General features: G+C 75.1%; 13 protein-coding genes. 7 read left to right on the forward strand and 6 right to left on the reverse strand.

The window, feature by feature from the left end; translation table 11 throughout:
- Positions 1–29: 29 nt before the first annotated feature.
- Positions 30–1,793, reverse strand: a complete 1,764-nt coding sequence (locus tag ACFCZN_RS10635) for a DUF349 domain-containing protein (RefSeq protein WP_430556751.1) — start codon at positions 1,791–1,793, stop codon at positions 30–32.
- Positions 1,790–2,575: a peptidylprolyl isomerase gene (locus tag ACFCZN_RS10640; protein ID WP_429763616.1), complete on the reverse strand. Its 786-nt coding sequence runs from the start codon at positions 2,573–2,575 to the stop codon at positions 1,790–1,792. Before ACFCZN_RS10640 ends, ACFCZN_RS10635 begins: the two co-directional genes overlap by 4 nt.
- A gap of 139 nt (positions 2,576–2,714) precedes the next feature.
- On the opposite strand from ACFCZN_RS10640, the gene ACFCZN_RS10645 reads away from it, so the two are divergent.
- The gene (locus tag ACFCZN_RS10645) at positions 2,715–3,494 is read left to right on the forward strand and encodes an MBL fold metallo-hydrolase (RefSeq protein ID WP_430556752.1); all 780 of its coding nucleotides are present in this window, start codon (positions 2,715–2,717) and stop codon (positions 3,492–3,494) included.
- Between the two features lie 74 nt (positions 3,495–3,568).
- Positions 3,569–4,987, forward strand: coding sequence for a histidine--tRNA ligase (gene hisS, locus ACFCZN_RS10650; protein WP_429763614.1), 1,419 nt, complete (start codon positions 3,569–3,571; stop codon positions 4,985–4,987).
- Between the two features lie 12 nt (positions 4,988–4,999).
- On the opposite strand, the gene ACFCZN_RS10655 is transcribed toward hisS, so the two are convergent.
- A complete protein-coding gene (locus tag ACFCZN_RS10655; RefSeq protein ID WP_429763613.1) occupies positions 5,000–5,383 on the reverse strand; it encodes a VOC family protein in 384 nt (127 codons plus the stop codon).
- Between the two features lie 191 nt (positions 5,384–5,574).
- On the opposite strand from ACFCZN_RS10655, the gene ACFCZN_RS10660 reads away from it, so the two are divergent.
- From ACFCZN_RS10660 to ACFCZN_RS10670, 3 genes are all read left to right on the forward strand, one after another.
- Complete coding sequence (locus ACFCZN_RS10660; protein WP_429763612.1) at positions 5,575–6,189, forward strand: hypothetical protein; 615 nt, start codon at positions 5,575–5,577, stop codon at positions 6,187–6,189.
- 61 nt (positions 6,190–6,250) lie between these two features.
- Complete coding sequence (locus tag ACFCZN_RS10665; RefSeq protein WP_430556753.1) at positions 6,251–7,321, forward strand: hypothetical protein; 1,071 nt, start codon at positions 6,251–6,253, stop codon at positions 7,319–7,321.
- A 47-nt stretch (positions 7,322–7,368) separates the two neighbouring features.
- Positions 7,369–9,546: an intein-containing Rv2578c family radical SAM protein gene (locus ACFCZN_RS10670; protein ID WP_430556754.1), complete on the forward strand. Its 2,178-nt coding sequence runs from the start codon at positions 7,369–7,371 to the stop codon at positions 9,544–9,546.
- A 13-nt stretch (positions 9,547–9,559) separates the two neighbouring features.
- On the opposite strand, the gene ACFCZN_RS10675 is transcribed toward ACFCZN_RS10670, so the two are convergent.
- Positions 9,560–9,919 (reverse strand): DoxX family protein, encoded by a 360-nt coding sequence (locus tag ACFCZN_RS10675; RefSeq protein ID WP_430556755.1) that lies wholly within the window; start codon positions 9,917–9,919, stop codon positions 9,560–9,562.
- A gap of 54 nt (positions 9,920–9,973) precedes the next feature.
- Positions 9,974–10,447, reverse strand: a complete 474-nt coding sequence (locus ACFCZN_RS10680; RefSeq protein WP_430556756.1) for a PPOX class F420-dependent oxidoreductase — start codon at positions 10,445–10,447, stop codon at positions 9,974–9,976.
- A 117-nt stretch (positions 10,448–10,564) separates the two neighbouring features.
- Between ACFCZN_RS10680 and aspS the strand changes: the two genes are divergently transcribed.
- Entirely contained in the window at positions 10,565–12,337 is a 1,773-nt protein-coding gene (gene aspS, locus ACFCZN_RS10685; protein ID WP_430556757.1) for an aspartate--tRNA ligase, read from the forward strand.
- Positions 12,334–13,194, forward strand: a complete 861-nt coding sequence (locus ACFCZN_RS10690) for a GNAT family N-acetyltransferase (protein WP_430556758.1) — start codon at positions 12,334–12,336, stop codon at positions 13,192–13,194. Before aspS ends, ACFCZN_RS10690 begins: the two co-directional genes overlap by 4 nt.
- Here ACFCZN_RS10690 and ACFCZN_RS10695 read toward each other — a convergent pair.
- A complete protein-coding gene (locus ACFCZN_RS10695) occupies positions 13,183–14,763 on the reverse strand; it encodes an FAD-dependent oxidoreductase (RefSeq protein ID WP_430556759.1) in 1,581 nt (526 codons plus the stop codon). The genes ACFCZN_RS10690 and ACFCZN_RS10695 overlap by 12 nt on opposite strands.
- Positions 14,764–14,772: the final 9 nt, after the last annotated feature.

Consider the following 14,772-nt stretch of genomic DNA (forward strand, 5'->3'; position numbering starts at 1 on the left):
CGCCCGGTCAGGCCGGCGGCCGTGCGCCGTCAGCCGCGGGTGTCCTCCGCGGCGCGGACGACCTGCTCGAGCCAGGCGCGCCGCGCGGCGAGCGCCGTCTCGGCCTCCTCGACGCGCCGCGCGTCACCCGACTCGCGCGCCTCGGCGAGATCGCGCTCGAGCCCCTCGATGGCGGCCTCGAGCTGTGCCGCGGCACCCTCGGCCCGCGCGCGGGTCTCGGGGTTGGTGCGATCCCAGCGAGCCTGCTCGGCCCCCCGGACGGCCGTCTCGACCGCCCGCATGCGGGCCTCGACGCGCTGGATGTCCCCGCGCGGCACCTTGCCGGCCTCCTCCCAGCGGTCCTGGAGGTCGCGCAGCTTCTCCTTCGCCGCGGCCAGGTCCTTGACGGGCAGGAGGGCCTCGGCCTCGGCGAGCAGCGCCTCCTTGACCTCGAGGTTCTGCCCGTACTCGGCGTCGATCGCCGCGTTCTCGGCGTCGCGGGCGCCGAAGAACGCGTCCTGCGCCGCCCGGAACCGGGCCCAGAGCGCGTCGTCGTCCTTGCGGCTGGCACGCCCCGCGGCCTTCCACTGCGCCATGAGGTCGCGGTAGGCGGCGGCGGTCGCTCCCCAGTCGGTGCTGGTCTGCAGGGACTCCGCCTCGGCGACCAGCTGCTCCTTGGCCGCCTTGGCCGTCGAGTTGCGCTGCTCGAGGTCGGCGAAGAAGTGCCGCCGCTCCCGGTCGAACGCGGTGCGCGCGTGGCTGAACCGCTTCCAGAGGGCCTCCTCCGAGGGGCGGTCGATGCGCGGCCCGCTGCGCTGCGCCTCCTTCCAGCGATCCAGGAGGCCCCGCAGCTCCTCGCCTGCCGGGCGCCACTGCATCTTGGCGGGGTCGGTGGCGGCGATCTTCTCCGCGGCCTCGACGATCGCGGTGCGGGCGGCGACGGCCTCGGCCTTGGCGGCCGCACGCTCCTGCTCGAGCGCGGCCCGGCGCTCCGCCGCGCGTGCCTTGAGGCCCTCCACGCGGGCCCGCAAGGCGTCCAGGTCGCCGACGGCGGCGGGCTCGCCCGTCTCCTCCGCGAGCTTCGCGAGGGTCTGGTCGATCTCGCGCACCGACAGGTCGGCGCTGTCCAGCCGGGTCTCGAACAGCGCGACCTTGGCGTCCAGGTCCAGGTAGCGCCGCACGTAGAGACTCATCGCCTCCGAGGCGTCCACGCCGGGGAACTGGCCCACCTGGCGCTCGCCGGCGGCCTCCCGCACGAACACCGTGCCGTCGTCGTCCACCCGACCGAACGCCTCCGCGGCGGACGCCGCGGCCGCGTCCAGCGCCGGGGGGACGACCGGCGCCGCAGGCGTCGTGGGCTCGGCCGGCGGCACGTCGGCGGGAGTGGGCGCGGCCGGGCGGCGCAGCGCCGACGGCTTGGGCGCGCCCGGGCGGGGCGGCTTCGGCATGGCGGGCGGCTTCGGCGCCGCGGGAGCCGCCGGGGCGGGCGCGGCGGTCGCCTCGGCCTCGGCCTCGGCGGCCTCGGGCTCAGCGCTCGTCCCGGTCGTCCCGGTGGTCTCGGTCGACTCGGCCACGGGGGCCGTCTCGGCGGCCTCGGCGGGAGCCTGCTCCGCGGTCTCGGGCTCCGGGGTCTCCTGCGCGGGCTCGGCCGGGGGAGCCGGGTCCGTGGTCTCGCCCGGGACGGGCTGCGGGTCCGCCGCGGGAGCCGGCGGGGTCGCCTCGTCCGGGGTCGTCTGCGATGGAGTCTCGGCCGTCTCCTCGGTGCCGGCCGGGGTCTCCTCGGGGCCGGTCGAGCCGGGGGTGCTCTCGCTCACTGGGTCTCCACTCCTTCGATGATGACGGGGGTCGCGGGGGAGCCGTCGCCGGCCCCTCCGTCGACGCCCTCGTCAGCGACTGCCTGGACGGCGTCCAGGCCGGACGTGACGGTGCCGAGCACCGTGTACCCGCCCGCGGTGTCGGACGGGATGGTCGAATCCTGGTACACGATGAAGAACTGCGAGCCCATCGACTCGCCGTCGTCGCCGCGGCGGGCCATCGCGATGGTCCCGGCGGGGTAGACGTCGTCCTCCGGGGCGTTCTCGATCGGGCCGTACGAGTAGCCGGGGTCACCGGTCCCGGTCCCCGTGGGGTCGCCGCACTGCAGGACGTAGATGCCCTGGGTGGTGAGGCGGTGGCAGGGGGTGCCGTCGTAGTAGCCCTGGTCCGCGAGCGACACGAAGCTCGCGACGCCCTGCGGGGCGGCGGCGCCGTCCAGCTCGAGGACGAGGTCCGTCTCCGTGCCGCCGGCGCACAGGTCGACGGTCGCGGTCCACGTGCGGTCCTCGGCAGCCGAGGGGTCGGGCAGGTCCCCGCCGTCGCGGGCGCCGACCTCCGCCGCGGGGCAGTCACCTGCGGCCTGCGGCGTCGACGACGCTGCGGGGTTCGCGGCACCGCCCAGGTTCGCGACGACGAACCCGCCGCCCACCAGGGCGAGCACCGCCACGATCGCCACGATCGCGAACGTCCGCTGCCGCCGGGCGCGCGCCTGCGCCTGCCGCTGCTCCCACTGCTGCTGCCGCTTGCGGGCGTACTCCCGCTCGCGCTTGGTGGCCGCCAACGCGCGGTCCTCCTCGCCTCGTCCCGGTCGCCGCACGGGAACTCCCGCGCGCGGGGGACAGTCTAGAGGCCGGGACGCAGGTCACATCCGCTACGGCGGCGGCGACCCCGGGCCGGGCCGCGGCGGCTACGGTGGCGCGGTGCAGATCCTCCTCGTCGTCGCGCCCGTCTTCGCCACCAACTGCAGCGTCGTGGTCGCCGGCGCAGAGGGCCGGGACGCCGACTGCGTGGTCGTGGACGCCGGGGCGGGGGTCGCCCCCGACGTCGAGCGCCTGGTCGCCGAGCGCGGCCTGGTCCCGCGCGCCGTCGTCGCGACCCACGGGCACGTGGACCACACCTGGGACGCCGCGGCGCTCTGCGAGCGGTACGACGTCCCGTTCCGCATTCATCCCGCGGACGCCTACCGCCTGGCCGACCCGTTCGGGACGCTGGGCCTCGCTGCGGTGCGCGACGGCGGCGACCCGGGGGTGAGCGGCGCGCTCGCGCAGGCGCTCGCGGCCACGGGCCGGCGGGCCGAGGACTACCGCGCGCCGGCCGTCGTCGAGCCGCTCGACCTCGGACCCGACGGCGAGGGGGCGCTCGCTGCGGGAGCGGTGCGGCTGCGCACGCTGCACGCTCCGGGGCACACCGAGGGCTCGACGCTCCTCGTCGTCCGGGACGGCGACCACGACGGCGACTCTGGCGGCGACCACGGCGGCGACCACGGCGGCGGCGTCGTCCTCGCGGGAGACGTGCTCTTCGCGGGCGGGGTCGGGCGCACCGACCTGCCGGGTGGAGACGCCGCCACCATGGCGCGCACGCTGCGCGACGTCGTGGGCGCGCTCGGCCCGGAGCTCGGCGTCGTGCCCGGCCATGGCCCGACCACCACCGTCGGCCGCGAGCTGGCGACGAACCCCTTCCTGCGCCCGCACCTGCGCTGATCCGTCCCGTCCGCCCCGTCCCCGGCGGTGGGACGGGTCCGGACACGGCCCCGGCGTCTGGGAGGATGAGGCCCATGGCACGCCCCACCCCGCTCTCCGGCTTCCCCGAATGGCTCCCCGACGGTCGCGTCGTCGAGCAGCACGTCCTCGACACGCTGCGGCGGACGTTCGAGCTGCACGGGTTCGCCGGTATCGAGACGCGGGCGGTGGAGCCGCTCGACCAGCTGCTGCGCAAGGGCGAGACCTCGAAGGAGGTCTACGTGCTGCGCCGGCTGCAGGAGGAGCAGGACGGCGACGCCGAGGGATCGAGGGCCGACAGGGCAGCGGCGGCCGAGAAGCAGCTCGGCCTGCACTTCGACCTCACCGTCCCGTTCGCGCGGTACGTGCTGGAGAACGCCGGCCGCCTCGCCTTCCCTTTCAAGCGCTACCAGATCCAGAAGGTCTGGCGCGGCGAGCGCCCCCAGGACGGCCGCTTCCGCGAGTTCGTCCAGGCCGACATCGACGTCGTCGGCGCGGGCGAGCTGCCCTACCACTACGAGGTCGAGCTCCCGCTCGTCATGGCCGAGGCGCTCGGCGCGCTGCGCGACGTCGGCGTGCCCGAGGTCCGCATCCTCGTGAACAACCGCAAGGTCGCCGAGGGCTTCTACCGCGGCCTGGGGCTCGACGACGTCGAGGGCGTGCTGCGCCAGGTCGACAAGCTCGACAAGATCGGGCCGGACGCCGTCGCGGAGCTGCTGCAGGCGGAGCAGGGCGCCGCCCCCGAGCAGGCCAAGGCGTGCCTCGAGCTCGCCGCGATCTCGGGCGCGGACACGACCGTGGTGGACCGGGTCCGGGCCCTCGCGGCGTCCTACGACGCGGGCACGGAGCTGCTCGAGACGGGGCTGGGCGAGCTCGCCGCGCTGATCGAGGCGGCCGCACGCCGCGCTCCCGGCGTCGTCGTCGCGGACCTGAAGATCGCGCGCGGCCTCGACTACTACACCGGGTCGGTCTACGAGACGGTGCTGGTGGGGCACGAGCAGCTCGGCTCGATCTGCTCGGGCGGGCGCTACGACACCCTCGCCTCCGACGGCAAGAACACGTACCCGGGCGTCGGCCTGTCGATCGGCGTCTCCCGCCTCGTCTCGCGGCTCCTGTCCGCAGGGCTGGTCGCCGCGACGCGCGGCGTGCCCACGGCCGTGCTGGTCGCCGTCACGGACGAGGCGCACCGGGACCGGTCCGACGCGGTCGCGGCGGCCCTGCGCGCCCGTGGGGTTCCCGCCGACGTCGCGCCGTCGGCGGCGAAGTTCGGCAAGCAGATCAAGGTGGCCGACCGCCGCGGCATCCCGTTCGTGTGGTTCCCGGCGCAGCCGGGCGAGGACGGCACCGAGCCCGCCGTCCTGTCCGGCGAGGTGAAGGACATCCGCTCGGGGGAGCAGGTGGACGCGGACGCCGCGACGTGGGAGCCGCCGGCGGAGGACCTGTTCCCGCGGGTCGTGCCGGCCGCCGCCGAGTGAACCCGGCGTCCCTCAGGCCTCGATGAGCGCGACGACGTTGCGCGCCGGGTCCCGGAACCAGCCGATGGTCGGGCCCTGGCGCGGGTCGTCGCTGCGCACGACGCCGTCGGCGTCCTGGGCGAACCCCGGGTAGCGCACCAGGTCCACGCCGGCGGCGTGCAGGTCCGCCGCCGCGGCGGCGACGTCGGGCACGACGAGGTTGAGCACGGTGTGGCTCGCGGGCTCGTGGGCCTCGCCCTTCGGGTAGACGAAGACGGCGCTGCCGCCGGTGACGTCCAGCTCGAGCCCCATGGACGTGCGGTGCACGCGGAGCCCCACGACGTCCCGGTAGAACGACTCGACGGCGTCGAGGTCGTCGACGGAGAAGCTGCTGAAGCCACGCTGCACGGTGATCACGGGGGTCTCCTCGGGTCGGGAAGCAGCCGGCGGGGACCGGCCTGAGAGGTGGACCCCGCGGGCGGCCGGAACTGATCGGGAGCCATCCCGCGGGGGTTGTCCCCCGAAGACCCTGAGGCGCCCCTGAGATTCACCCTGATCTCGCCGCTGACCTGGCCGGACGGCGCCCGGGGGACGGTACGGTGACCGCCGTGAGCATCTACGTCGTCCTGTCCCGCAGCAGCACCGTCCTGTCGCGGACGATCCGCCTCGCGACGCGGGACGAGTACACGCACGCGGCCCTGGCCCTCGACGCCGACCTCGAGCTCATGTTCAGCTTCGGGCGTCGCCGCGCGTCCAACCCGTTCGTCGGCTGCTTCAAGCGCGAGCGGCTCGACGACGACCTGTACCGGGGGATGGACCGGCTGCCGGGCGTCGTCCTCGAGGTCCCCGTGACGTCCCGCCAGCGGGACGCCGTGGGCGCTCGCGTCGCGGAGTTCCTCCTCGACAGCCACACCTACGCCTACAACGCCCCCGGCCTCGTGACCGGTCTGCTCGGGCGGGGGTCCGAGGACGACCGGCGGTTCTTCTGCTCCGAGTTCGTCTACCACGTGCTGCGCGACGCGGGGGTGTGCGACCTGGGCGTCCCGCGCTGGAAGGTGCGCCCGCAGACGCTGCTGGACGTGCCCGGCACCGTCGTCTACCGCGGGGACCTCAAGCGCTACCGGTCGTCGGACCTCGCCGCGGCGCCGGTCCCGGCGCTCACGCTCCAGGGCGCGGACGGGCTGTTCGCCACGTCGCGGTCGGGGGTCTCGCTGGCGTTGTGAAGCCGAGCCACGGGCGGACGCCGTCCAGGGCTCGCACAGGGCGTCGTGCGACGCTGGGCCCATGCCGAGCCGAGTCTTCCTGCACGTGGGCGCGCCCAAGTCCGGCACCACCTACCTGCAGTCGCGTCTCCACGCGAACCGCCACGACCTGCGCCGGCACGGGGTGCTGTACCCCAGCGGGCCGCTGGGCGAGCCGAGGGTGCACTACTGGGCCGCGCTGGACGCCACGGGGGCGCGGCACGGCATCGACCCGCGGCGACTGCGCGGCGCGTGGGACCGCCTGGTGGGCCAGGTGCGGCGGGCGCGGGGAGACGTCGTCGTCAGCCACGAGCTGCTGGCGAGGGCGGACCCGGCCCAGGCGGCCCGGGTGCTCGCGGACCTGGCGGCGACCGGCGCCGAGGTCCACGTGGTGCTCACCGTCCGCGACCTGGCGCGCGAGCTCGCGAGCGGATGGCAGGAGACGCTGAAGTTCGGCGCGAGGACGACGCTGCGCGCCTACCTCGACCGGGTCAGGGCGGGGCGGTCCGCGTTCCTGGACTCCGTGGACCCGACCCACGTGCTGACCGTGTGGGCCGCGGACCTCCCTGCCTCGCGGGTCCACGTGGTGACCGCGCCGCCGGCGGGCGGCGCCGGGGACACGCTCTGGCTCCGCTTCCTGGAGGCCGTCGAGGTCGACCCCGCCTGGGCGCCGCGGGACGCCGAGCGGTCGAACGCCTCGGTCGGGGCGCCCGAGGCGCAGGTGCTGCGCGGCCTCAACCGCCGGCTCGGGGACGCGGTGCGGCGCGGCGGTGCCCTCTCGCCGCTCGTCGACGGCGTCGTCGCCGGGGACGCGCTCGCGCCGAGGCGGTCCACCCCCATCGCCCTGGGGCCCGACGACCACCCGTGGGTGGCAGAGCTCAGCGAGACCTGGGTCGCCTGGCTGCGCGACCAGGACGTGACCGTGCACGGCGACCTGGCCGACCTGCTGCCCGTCCCGCCCGGCGACGACTGGACCGACCCCGACACGCCGCGACCGCGCGAGGTGACCGCGGCCGCCCTGGACACGGTCGCGGTGCTGCTCGCGGAGCTGGCCCGGCGCCCGCTGCCGTGGCGGGATCGGGCCCGCCGGGCGCTCGCGCGGCTCCGCCGCTGACGCCGGGCGGGCTGGACAGCGAGTCGAACGTCTGTTCGAATGATGGCGTGAGATGGGATGGTCAGACGGTCGGCGCCGACGACGGTGCCCTGCCCGGGCTCGAACGCTCCGCCCTGGGGCGGCTCGGCCTGGTGCGCACGGTGCGGACGCCGGAGTTCGCCGACGTCACGTTCCACGAGGTGCTCGCGAAGAGCGCGCTGTCCAAGGTGCCCGCCGCATCGAAGATGCCGTTCGGGTGGACCGTCAACCCGTACCGGGGATGCAGTCATGCGTGCCGCTACTGCACCAGCCCGGAGACCCTGGTTCTGATGGCCGACGGGAGGCAGAAGCCGATTCGCGACATCCGGGTGGGGGAGCAGATCGTCGGGACGGTCGTCGACGGCCGATATCGGAGGTACGAGGCGACGGCGGTCCTCGCCTGGTGGCGGACCATCCGTCGGGCGTACCGCGTGACCCTGGCCGACGGGACGGAGATCGTGGCCAGCGGTGACCACCGGTTCCTGGTCAGCGGGCGCGGCTGGAAACATGTGGCGCGGCAGGAGCGCGGCTACCCGCAGCGTCCGTTCCTGACGCTGAACAACACGCTCATGGGGTTCGGCAACGGGAGGGCCGCCGCCGAGCCGACGGTTGCTGGACCCTCGAAGGAGTACCGGCGCGGCTATCTCACGGGCATGATCCGCGGTGGCGGCATGCGCCTCGACAAGACGTACACAAGGGCTTCCGGGCGGCCGGTGCGCGTCACCCATGTCCGTCTGGCGTCGGCCGACGCGGAAGCTCTGGAGCGCTCGGCCGACTACCTCACGCAGGAAGGCGTCGCGCTCAAGCGTCGCCCGTTCAGCGCCGCGTCCGCGACCCGTCGGGCGATCGACTGCATATACACCGGTCGCCGTGCGGACTACGAGAAGATCAACCGGTTGGTGGCCTGGCCCGGTGACCCGACCGAAGAGTGGTCGAGGGGGTTCCTGGCGGGCATCTTCGATGCGGAAGGATCGTTTTCGCGGGGCATCCTCCGCGTCTCGAACAAGGACGAGGAGATCCTCTCCAGGACGAGCGCATCCATGGATCGGCTCGGTGTGCCGAACGTCCGAGAGCGCTCCAGCCCTCGCGGCGTCGGGGGCGTGCGGGTCGTGGGTGGGCTTCCCTCCCGGCAACGCTTCTTCCGTCTCGTGCGCCCGGCGATCACCCGGAAGCTCTCCGTGCTCGGTGGGGCCGTCAAGACAGCCGCCGACCTGCGCGTCGTGAGCATCGAGGACCTGGGTTTCGAGCAGGAGATGATCGACATCACCACCGGCACCGGCGACTTCATCGCGAACGGGGTCGTCTCGCACAACTGCTTCGCCCGCCCCACCCACGAGTACCTCGACCTGGACGCCGGCCGGGACTTCGACTCCCAGGTCGTGGTGAAGACGAACGTGGCCGAGGTGCTGCGCGCCGAGCTGGCGCGGCCGGCCTGGACGCGGGAGCCGGTGGCGATGGGCACCAACACCGACCCGTACCAGCGGGCCGAGGGGCGGTACCGCCTCATGCCCGGCGTCATCGGGGCGCTCGCTGACTCCGGCACGCCGTTCTCGATCCTCACCAAGGGCACGCTCCTGCGTCGGGACCTGCCGCTGATCGCCGAGGCGGCGCAGCGCGTCGAGGTCGGGCTCGGGGTCTCCCTCGGCTTCGCCGACTCGCCCGCCGACGAGGAGCTGCAGCAGTCGGTCGAGCCGGGGACGCCGACACCCCGGGCGCGCCTCGACCTGATCCGCGCGGTGCGGGCCACGGGCCTGCCCTGCGGCGTCATGGTGGCCCCGGTGCTGCCCTGGCTGACCGACTCCCGCGACCACCTGCGCCGCCTGCTGGACGCCGTCGCGGACGCCGGTGCCACGGGAGTCACCGTGGTGCCGCTGCACCTCAAGCCCGGCACCCGCGAGTGGTACCTGCAGTGGCTGGAGCGCGAGCACCCACGCGCCGTCGCCGGCTACGGGCGCGTGTACGCCCGCGGCGCCTACGCGCTCGAGGCCTACCGGCAGTGGCTGTGGGACCGGGTCGAGCCTCTCCTCACCGAGCGCGGCTTCCGCTCGTCCGGGCACCGCTCGCGGTCGGGCGCCACGGGGCGGTTCCCGGACGACCTCACGCCGCACGACGAGGGTGACTACCCGTCCGGGGCGCTCGCGGGGATGCCTCGCGACGGCGGCGGGCTCCAGGTGGCCGGCGCGGACGTCGAGCAGGTGCTCTTCTGAGGCACAGGCGGGCTCAGCGCAGGAACGAGAACCACAGCACGAACAGGCACAGCAGGAACATGCCCGTGGCGTTGACGAAGAAGTTGCGGCCGAAGTCCCGCGCCCGGACGTGGAACATCAGGGCGAGCACGAAGTACACGACCAGGCAGACGGCGGTCACGAGCCCGAGGTAGGGGATCCAGATCCCGGCGACGAGCCCGGCCGCGGCGGCGGCCTTGATCCACGGCATCACCCACCACCAGCGCTCCGGGAAGTTCACGTCCCGGAAGCACTGCGCGATGAACGCCGCGGGTCTCACGCACAGGAGCGCGTCGCCCGCGGAGACGAGCGCGAGGACGAGCACGGGCCAGACGGGGTCGGGCAACGTCGCCATGGGGTCGACGTTACGGCCCGCCGGGCAGGCCGTGCCGTGGGTGTGACCAGGCTCTCAGGCGCCCTCGACCAGCCGGGCGGGGAACCCGCCGGTGGCGACGGGGCCCCACCGCTCGACCGTGATCCGCACGACGCTCTTGCCCTGGCGCAGCATCGCCTCCCGGTACTCCTCCCAGTCGGGGTGCTCCTTGCCCGCGGCGGCGCGGTAGTACTCGACCAGCGGCTCCACCGAGTCGGGCACGTCGATGACCTCGGCCGTGCCGTCCACCTGCACCCAGGCGTCGTCGAAGTCGTCGCCGAGGGCCAGGAACGACGCCCGCGGGTCCCGCCGCAGGTTCACGGCCTTCGCGCGGTCCGGGTACGTCGAGACCACCACCCGGCCATCCGTGTCGACGCCGAACGTCACCGGGCTCAGCTGCGGCGAGCCGTCCCGCCGGGTGGTGACGAGCACGCCGTGCCGACGCTCCCGCAGCACCTCCAGCAGCCCGTCGCGGTCGACGGCGGTCGTGGTGGCGATCGGTGGCGCCATGGGAATCTCCTCGCAGAAGGGGGCCGGCCAACGACTAGACTCGCACGGGCGCGCCAGCGCGCCCGGACGTCGCCACCGGCGACACGGTCCTCCCACCCCGTTCGAAAGGAACACTCCGTGCTCCGCACCCACACGGCCGGCTCACTGCGGGCCGAGCACATCGGTCAGACCGTCACCCTCACGGGGTGGGTCGATCGGCGCCGGGATCACGGGGGAGTGGCCTTCATCGACCTGCGCGACGCGTCCGGCATCGCCCAGGTCGTCATCCGCGACGAGGCGGTGGCGCACCCGCTCCGCTCCGAGTTCGTCCTCCAGGTCACGGGCGAGGTCGGTCGCCGCCCCGAGGGGAACGCCAACCCGAACCTCGCCACCGGCGAGATCGAGCTCCTGGCCAAGGACGTCGTCGTGCTGAACGAGTCCGCGCCGCTGCCGTTCCAGGTGTCGACGGCGCTCGCGGACACCGAGGTGATCGGCGAGGAGGCGCGCCTCAAGCACCGCTACCTCGACATCCGCCGCCCCGCGCCGGCACACGCCCTGCGGCTGCGCGCCAAGGCGAACCAGGCGGCCCGTCGCGTGCTCGACGAGCACGACTTCGTCGAGGTCGAGACGCCCACGCTGACCCGCTCGACGCCCGAGGGCGCGCGCGACTTCCTGGTGCCCGCGCGCCTGGCGCCCGGCTCCTGGTACGCGCTGCCGCAGAGCCCCCAGCTGTTCAAGCAGCTGCTCATGGTCGGCGGGCTGGAGCGCTACTACCAGATCGCACGCTGCTACCGCGACGAGGACTTCCGCGCCGACCGCCAGCCGGAGTTCACGCAGCTGGACGTCGAGCTGAGCTTCGTCGACCAGGACGACGTCATCGCGCTCGCCGAGCAGGTCCTCGCCGCCCTGTGGAGGCTGATCGACGTCGAGATCCCCACGCCGATCGCCCGTATGACCTACGCCGAGGCCATGCGCCTGTACGGCACGGACAAGCCTGACCTGCGCTTCGGCAACCCGCTGGTCGAGCTGACGGACTACTTCGCCGAGACCCCGTTCCGGGTCTTCCAGGCCGAGTACGTGGGTGCCGTCGTCATGACCGGGGGCGCGTCGCAGCCGCGCCGCCAGTTCGACGCCTGGCAGGAGTGGGCCAAGCAGCGCGGGGCCAAGGGCCTCGCGTACGTCACCTACGGCGAGGACGGCACGCTGGGCGGCCCGGTCGCCAAGAACCTGTCCGACGCCGAGCGCGAGGGCCTCGCCGCCGCCACCGGTGCGCAGCCGGGCGACGCCGTGTTCTTCGCGGCGGGCAAGACCGCCGAGGCCCGCGCGCTGCTCGGCGCGGCCCGGCTCGAGATCGCGCACCGCACCGGCCAGGTCGACGAGGACGCCTGGGCGTTCGTCTGGGTCGTGGACGCGCCGCTGTTCAAGCCGACCGGCGAGGACGACGACGTCGACCTGGGCCACTCCGCCTGGACCGCCGTGCACCACGCGTTCACGTCGCCCAAGCCGGAGTGGGTCGACAGCTTCGAGTCCGACCCGGGCAACGCGCTCGCCTACGCCTACGACATCGTCTGCAACGGCAACGAGATCGGCGGCGGCTCGATCCGTATCCACCGCCGCGACGTGCAGGAGCGCGTGTTCGACGTCATGGGCATCGGCCCCGAGGAGGCGCAGGAGAAGTTCGGCTTCCTCCTCGACGCCTTCAAGTTCGGCGCCCCGCCGCACGGCGGCATCGCGTTCGGCTGGGACCGCATCGTCGCGCTGCTGACGAGGTCGGCGTCGATCCGCGACGTCATCGCGTTCCCGAAGTCGGGCGGCGGCTACGACCCGCTCACCGAGGCCCCCGCCCCGATCACGCCCGAGCAGCGCAAGGAGGCCGGGGTGGACGCCGTCCCCCAGGCCGACGGGGAGTGACGCTCTCCCTCGACGCGCCGTCGCTCGCCCCGGTCACCCAGGTGGCCGGGGCGAGCGTGCCTCCCCGTTGGGCGCACCACCCCGTCGTGGTCGCCGAGGCCGCCCACAGCGGGTGGGACGCCAGCCACGTCTGGCACGACGACGACGCGTTCCTCGTGCGGCTGCGCTGGCGCGAGCGGATCGACGGGGGGCGCCCGCTGGCCGTCGACCACGACGCGGCCGGGGTCAGCCTGCTGGCCGTGGGCGGCGCCGAGGGCGCGGCACGTCTGCTCCTCGCCGCGGAGGCGGAGCTTCGCCCTGGCGGGCTGGGGCCGGTCGTGCGGGCGTCCATGCCGCGCGGCACCTACGCCGCGGTGTCGGCGTCCGGCGCGTGCGGCGGCGCCGTCGTCCCCGCGCCGTTCGACCATGCGCCGTTCGACGCCTGGGACTGGTACGCCGTCACGGGACCGCCCGCCGTCGTCGCGGGCGAGGAGCGGGTCGTCGAGCTGCTGGGCGACGCCGGACGTGCCGAGGCGGCCGCCTGCCTCGCGGTCGCGAACCCGGACGGCGAGCTGCCCGTGGGCGAGCCGCGGTCCCGCTGGTGGGGCTGGCGGGACGACGACGGCGTCGTGCGCGCCGTGGCAGGCGCGTCGCGCCGCGTGCCGGGGCGGCCGTGGACCCTGGGGTCGATCGGGACGGACCCGGCGTGGCGGGGCCGGGGGATCGGGGCGGCCGTGACGGCCTCGGCGACCCGCGCCGGGGTCTCCGAGGCGTCGATGGTCACGCTGGGCGTGTACGCCCACAACGTCGCCGCCCGCAGCGTGTACCGGCGGCTGGGGTACGTCCTGGGTCAGGAGTTCGAGAGCTCACGCCCCTGACGTCGCCGCCGGCACCCGGGCGTCGGCGAGGTAGCCGTCGGGGCGCACGAGCAGCGTCGCGTCGCGGCCGTCCGCGCGCCGCACCACCACCCGCTCGGCGGCGTCGACCTCACCGGGTCCCGGCGGGACCGTCGCCGGGGAGCCCTCCGCGGGCCCGACGAGCACGAAGCGCCCCTCGCGCAGGGCCTCGGCCAGGCGCGACCCCGAGGGGCCCGCGACCAGCGGCAGGTCGGGCACGCGGCGCCCGGCGGCATGGTGCGCCCCGGGCGGGGCCGGGTAGCGCACGCCGAGCGCCGACACCACGCCCGCGGCGCGGCGGCGCACGGGCGCCGCGCGGGACAGGAGCGTGGCGCCCGCCGCGCGCACCGCGGCTGCGGCCGGTCCCGGGCGGGTGGCGAGCCGCAGCAGGGTCCCGCTCGCGCGCAGCACCTGGGCGCCCACCGGGTGCCGCTCGGCCGAGTACTCGTCCAGCAGCGCGTCGTCGGCGCCACGCACCACGGCGGCGAGGCGCCACGACAGGTTCGCGGCGTCCTGCAGCCCCGTGTTCATGCCGAGCCCGCCCGCCGGGCTGTGCACGTGCGCGGCGTCGCCCGCGAGCAGCACGCGCCCGACCCGGTACCGCGGCACCTGGCGCTCGTCGGCGGCGAACCGGGTGGCGAACCGCAGCTCCGCCATGCCGTGGTCGTCGCCGAGCGTCGCCCGCGCGACGGCGCGCACCTCGTCGAGATCCACGGGCCCCTCGTGGCCGGGGTCGAGCGCCTCGTCCCAGCCGATGAACCGGTACCAGTCGTCGCCGAACGGCGCGAGGAAGCCGAGCGCACCCCCGGACGACGCCACGGTGAGCGCGTCCTGCGGGGGCCTGGCGAGGCGGACGTCGGCCAGCACCATCGCGCGGATCACCGTCTCCCCGGGGAACGGCAGGCCCGCCGCCCGCCGCACCGTCGAGCGCACGCCGTCCGTACCGACCACCCACGGCGCGCGGAACCGGACCAGGGCGCCCGCAGCCGCGTCGCCTCCCTCGTGGCCGGCCCCGTCGCCGGTCTCGTCGGCCGCCAGCACCGAGGCGCCGCCGTCGTCCTGGCCCACGTCGGTGACGCGCATCCCGTGCCGGAACACGGCGCCCGCCTCCTCCGCACGCCGGCGCAGCAGCCGCTCCACCTCGTACTGCGGCGTGACGAGCACGAAGGGGAACCGGCCGGGCAGCGTGTCGAGGCGCACGTCGGCCCGCCCGAACACGCGGATGCTCCGCACCCGCCGGCCGGTGGCGAGCAGCTCGTCCGCCAGCCCGCGCGCGTCGAGCGCCTCGAGGCTGCGCGCGTGCACCGCGAACGCGCGGGTGAGGTTGCTCAGGCCCGCAGGCCGCTTCTCGAGGACGGTCACGCGCGCCCCTGCCGCGGCGAGGTCGCCGGCGAGGAGCAGCCCGGTGGGCCCGGCCCCGACCACCACCACGTCCGCCACCGGGTCCGATGTCGTCCTGTTGCGCGCGCTCATGATCCCTCCCGACGTCAACAAGCGTTGGCATGTTCGACGGTAGGCCTGTCGGCCCGCAAGGTCAACAGGTGTTGGCATATGCTCTCG

Source organism: Isoptericola sp. NPDC056134 (assembly GCF_042264825.1).
GTDB lineage: Bacteria > Actinomycetota > Actinomycetes > Actinomycetales > Cellulomonadaceae > Isoptericola > Isoptericola nanjingensis.

Excerpts from the sequence above, each read along its gene's own strand:
- hisS (WP_429763614.1), top strand. The coding sequence starts at position 3,569 with ATGGCACGCCCCACCCCGCTCTCCGGCTTCCCCGAATGGCTCCCCGAC.
- ACFCZN_RS10665 (WP_430556753.1), top strand. The coding sequence starts at position 6,251 with ATGCCGAGCCGAGTCTTCCTGCACGTGGGCGCGCCCAAGTCCGGCACC.
- ACFCZN_RS10675 (WP_430556755.1), bottom strand. The coding sequence starts at position 9,919 with ATGGCGACGTTGCCCGACCCCGTCTGGCCCGTGCTCGTCCTCGCGCTC.
- ACFCZN_RS10680 (WP_430556756.1), bottom strand. The coding sequence starts at position 10,447 with ATGGCGCCACCGATCGCCACCACGACCGCCGTCGACCGCGACGGGCTG.
- ACFCZN_RS10695 (WP_430556759.1), bottom strand. The coding sequence starts at position 14,763 with ATGCCAACACCTGTTGACCTTGCGGGCCGACAGGCCTACCGTCGAACA.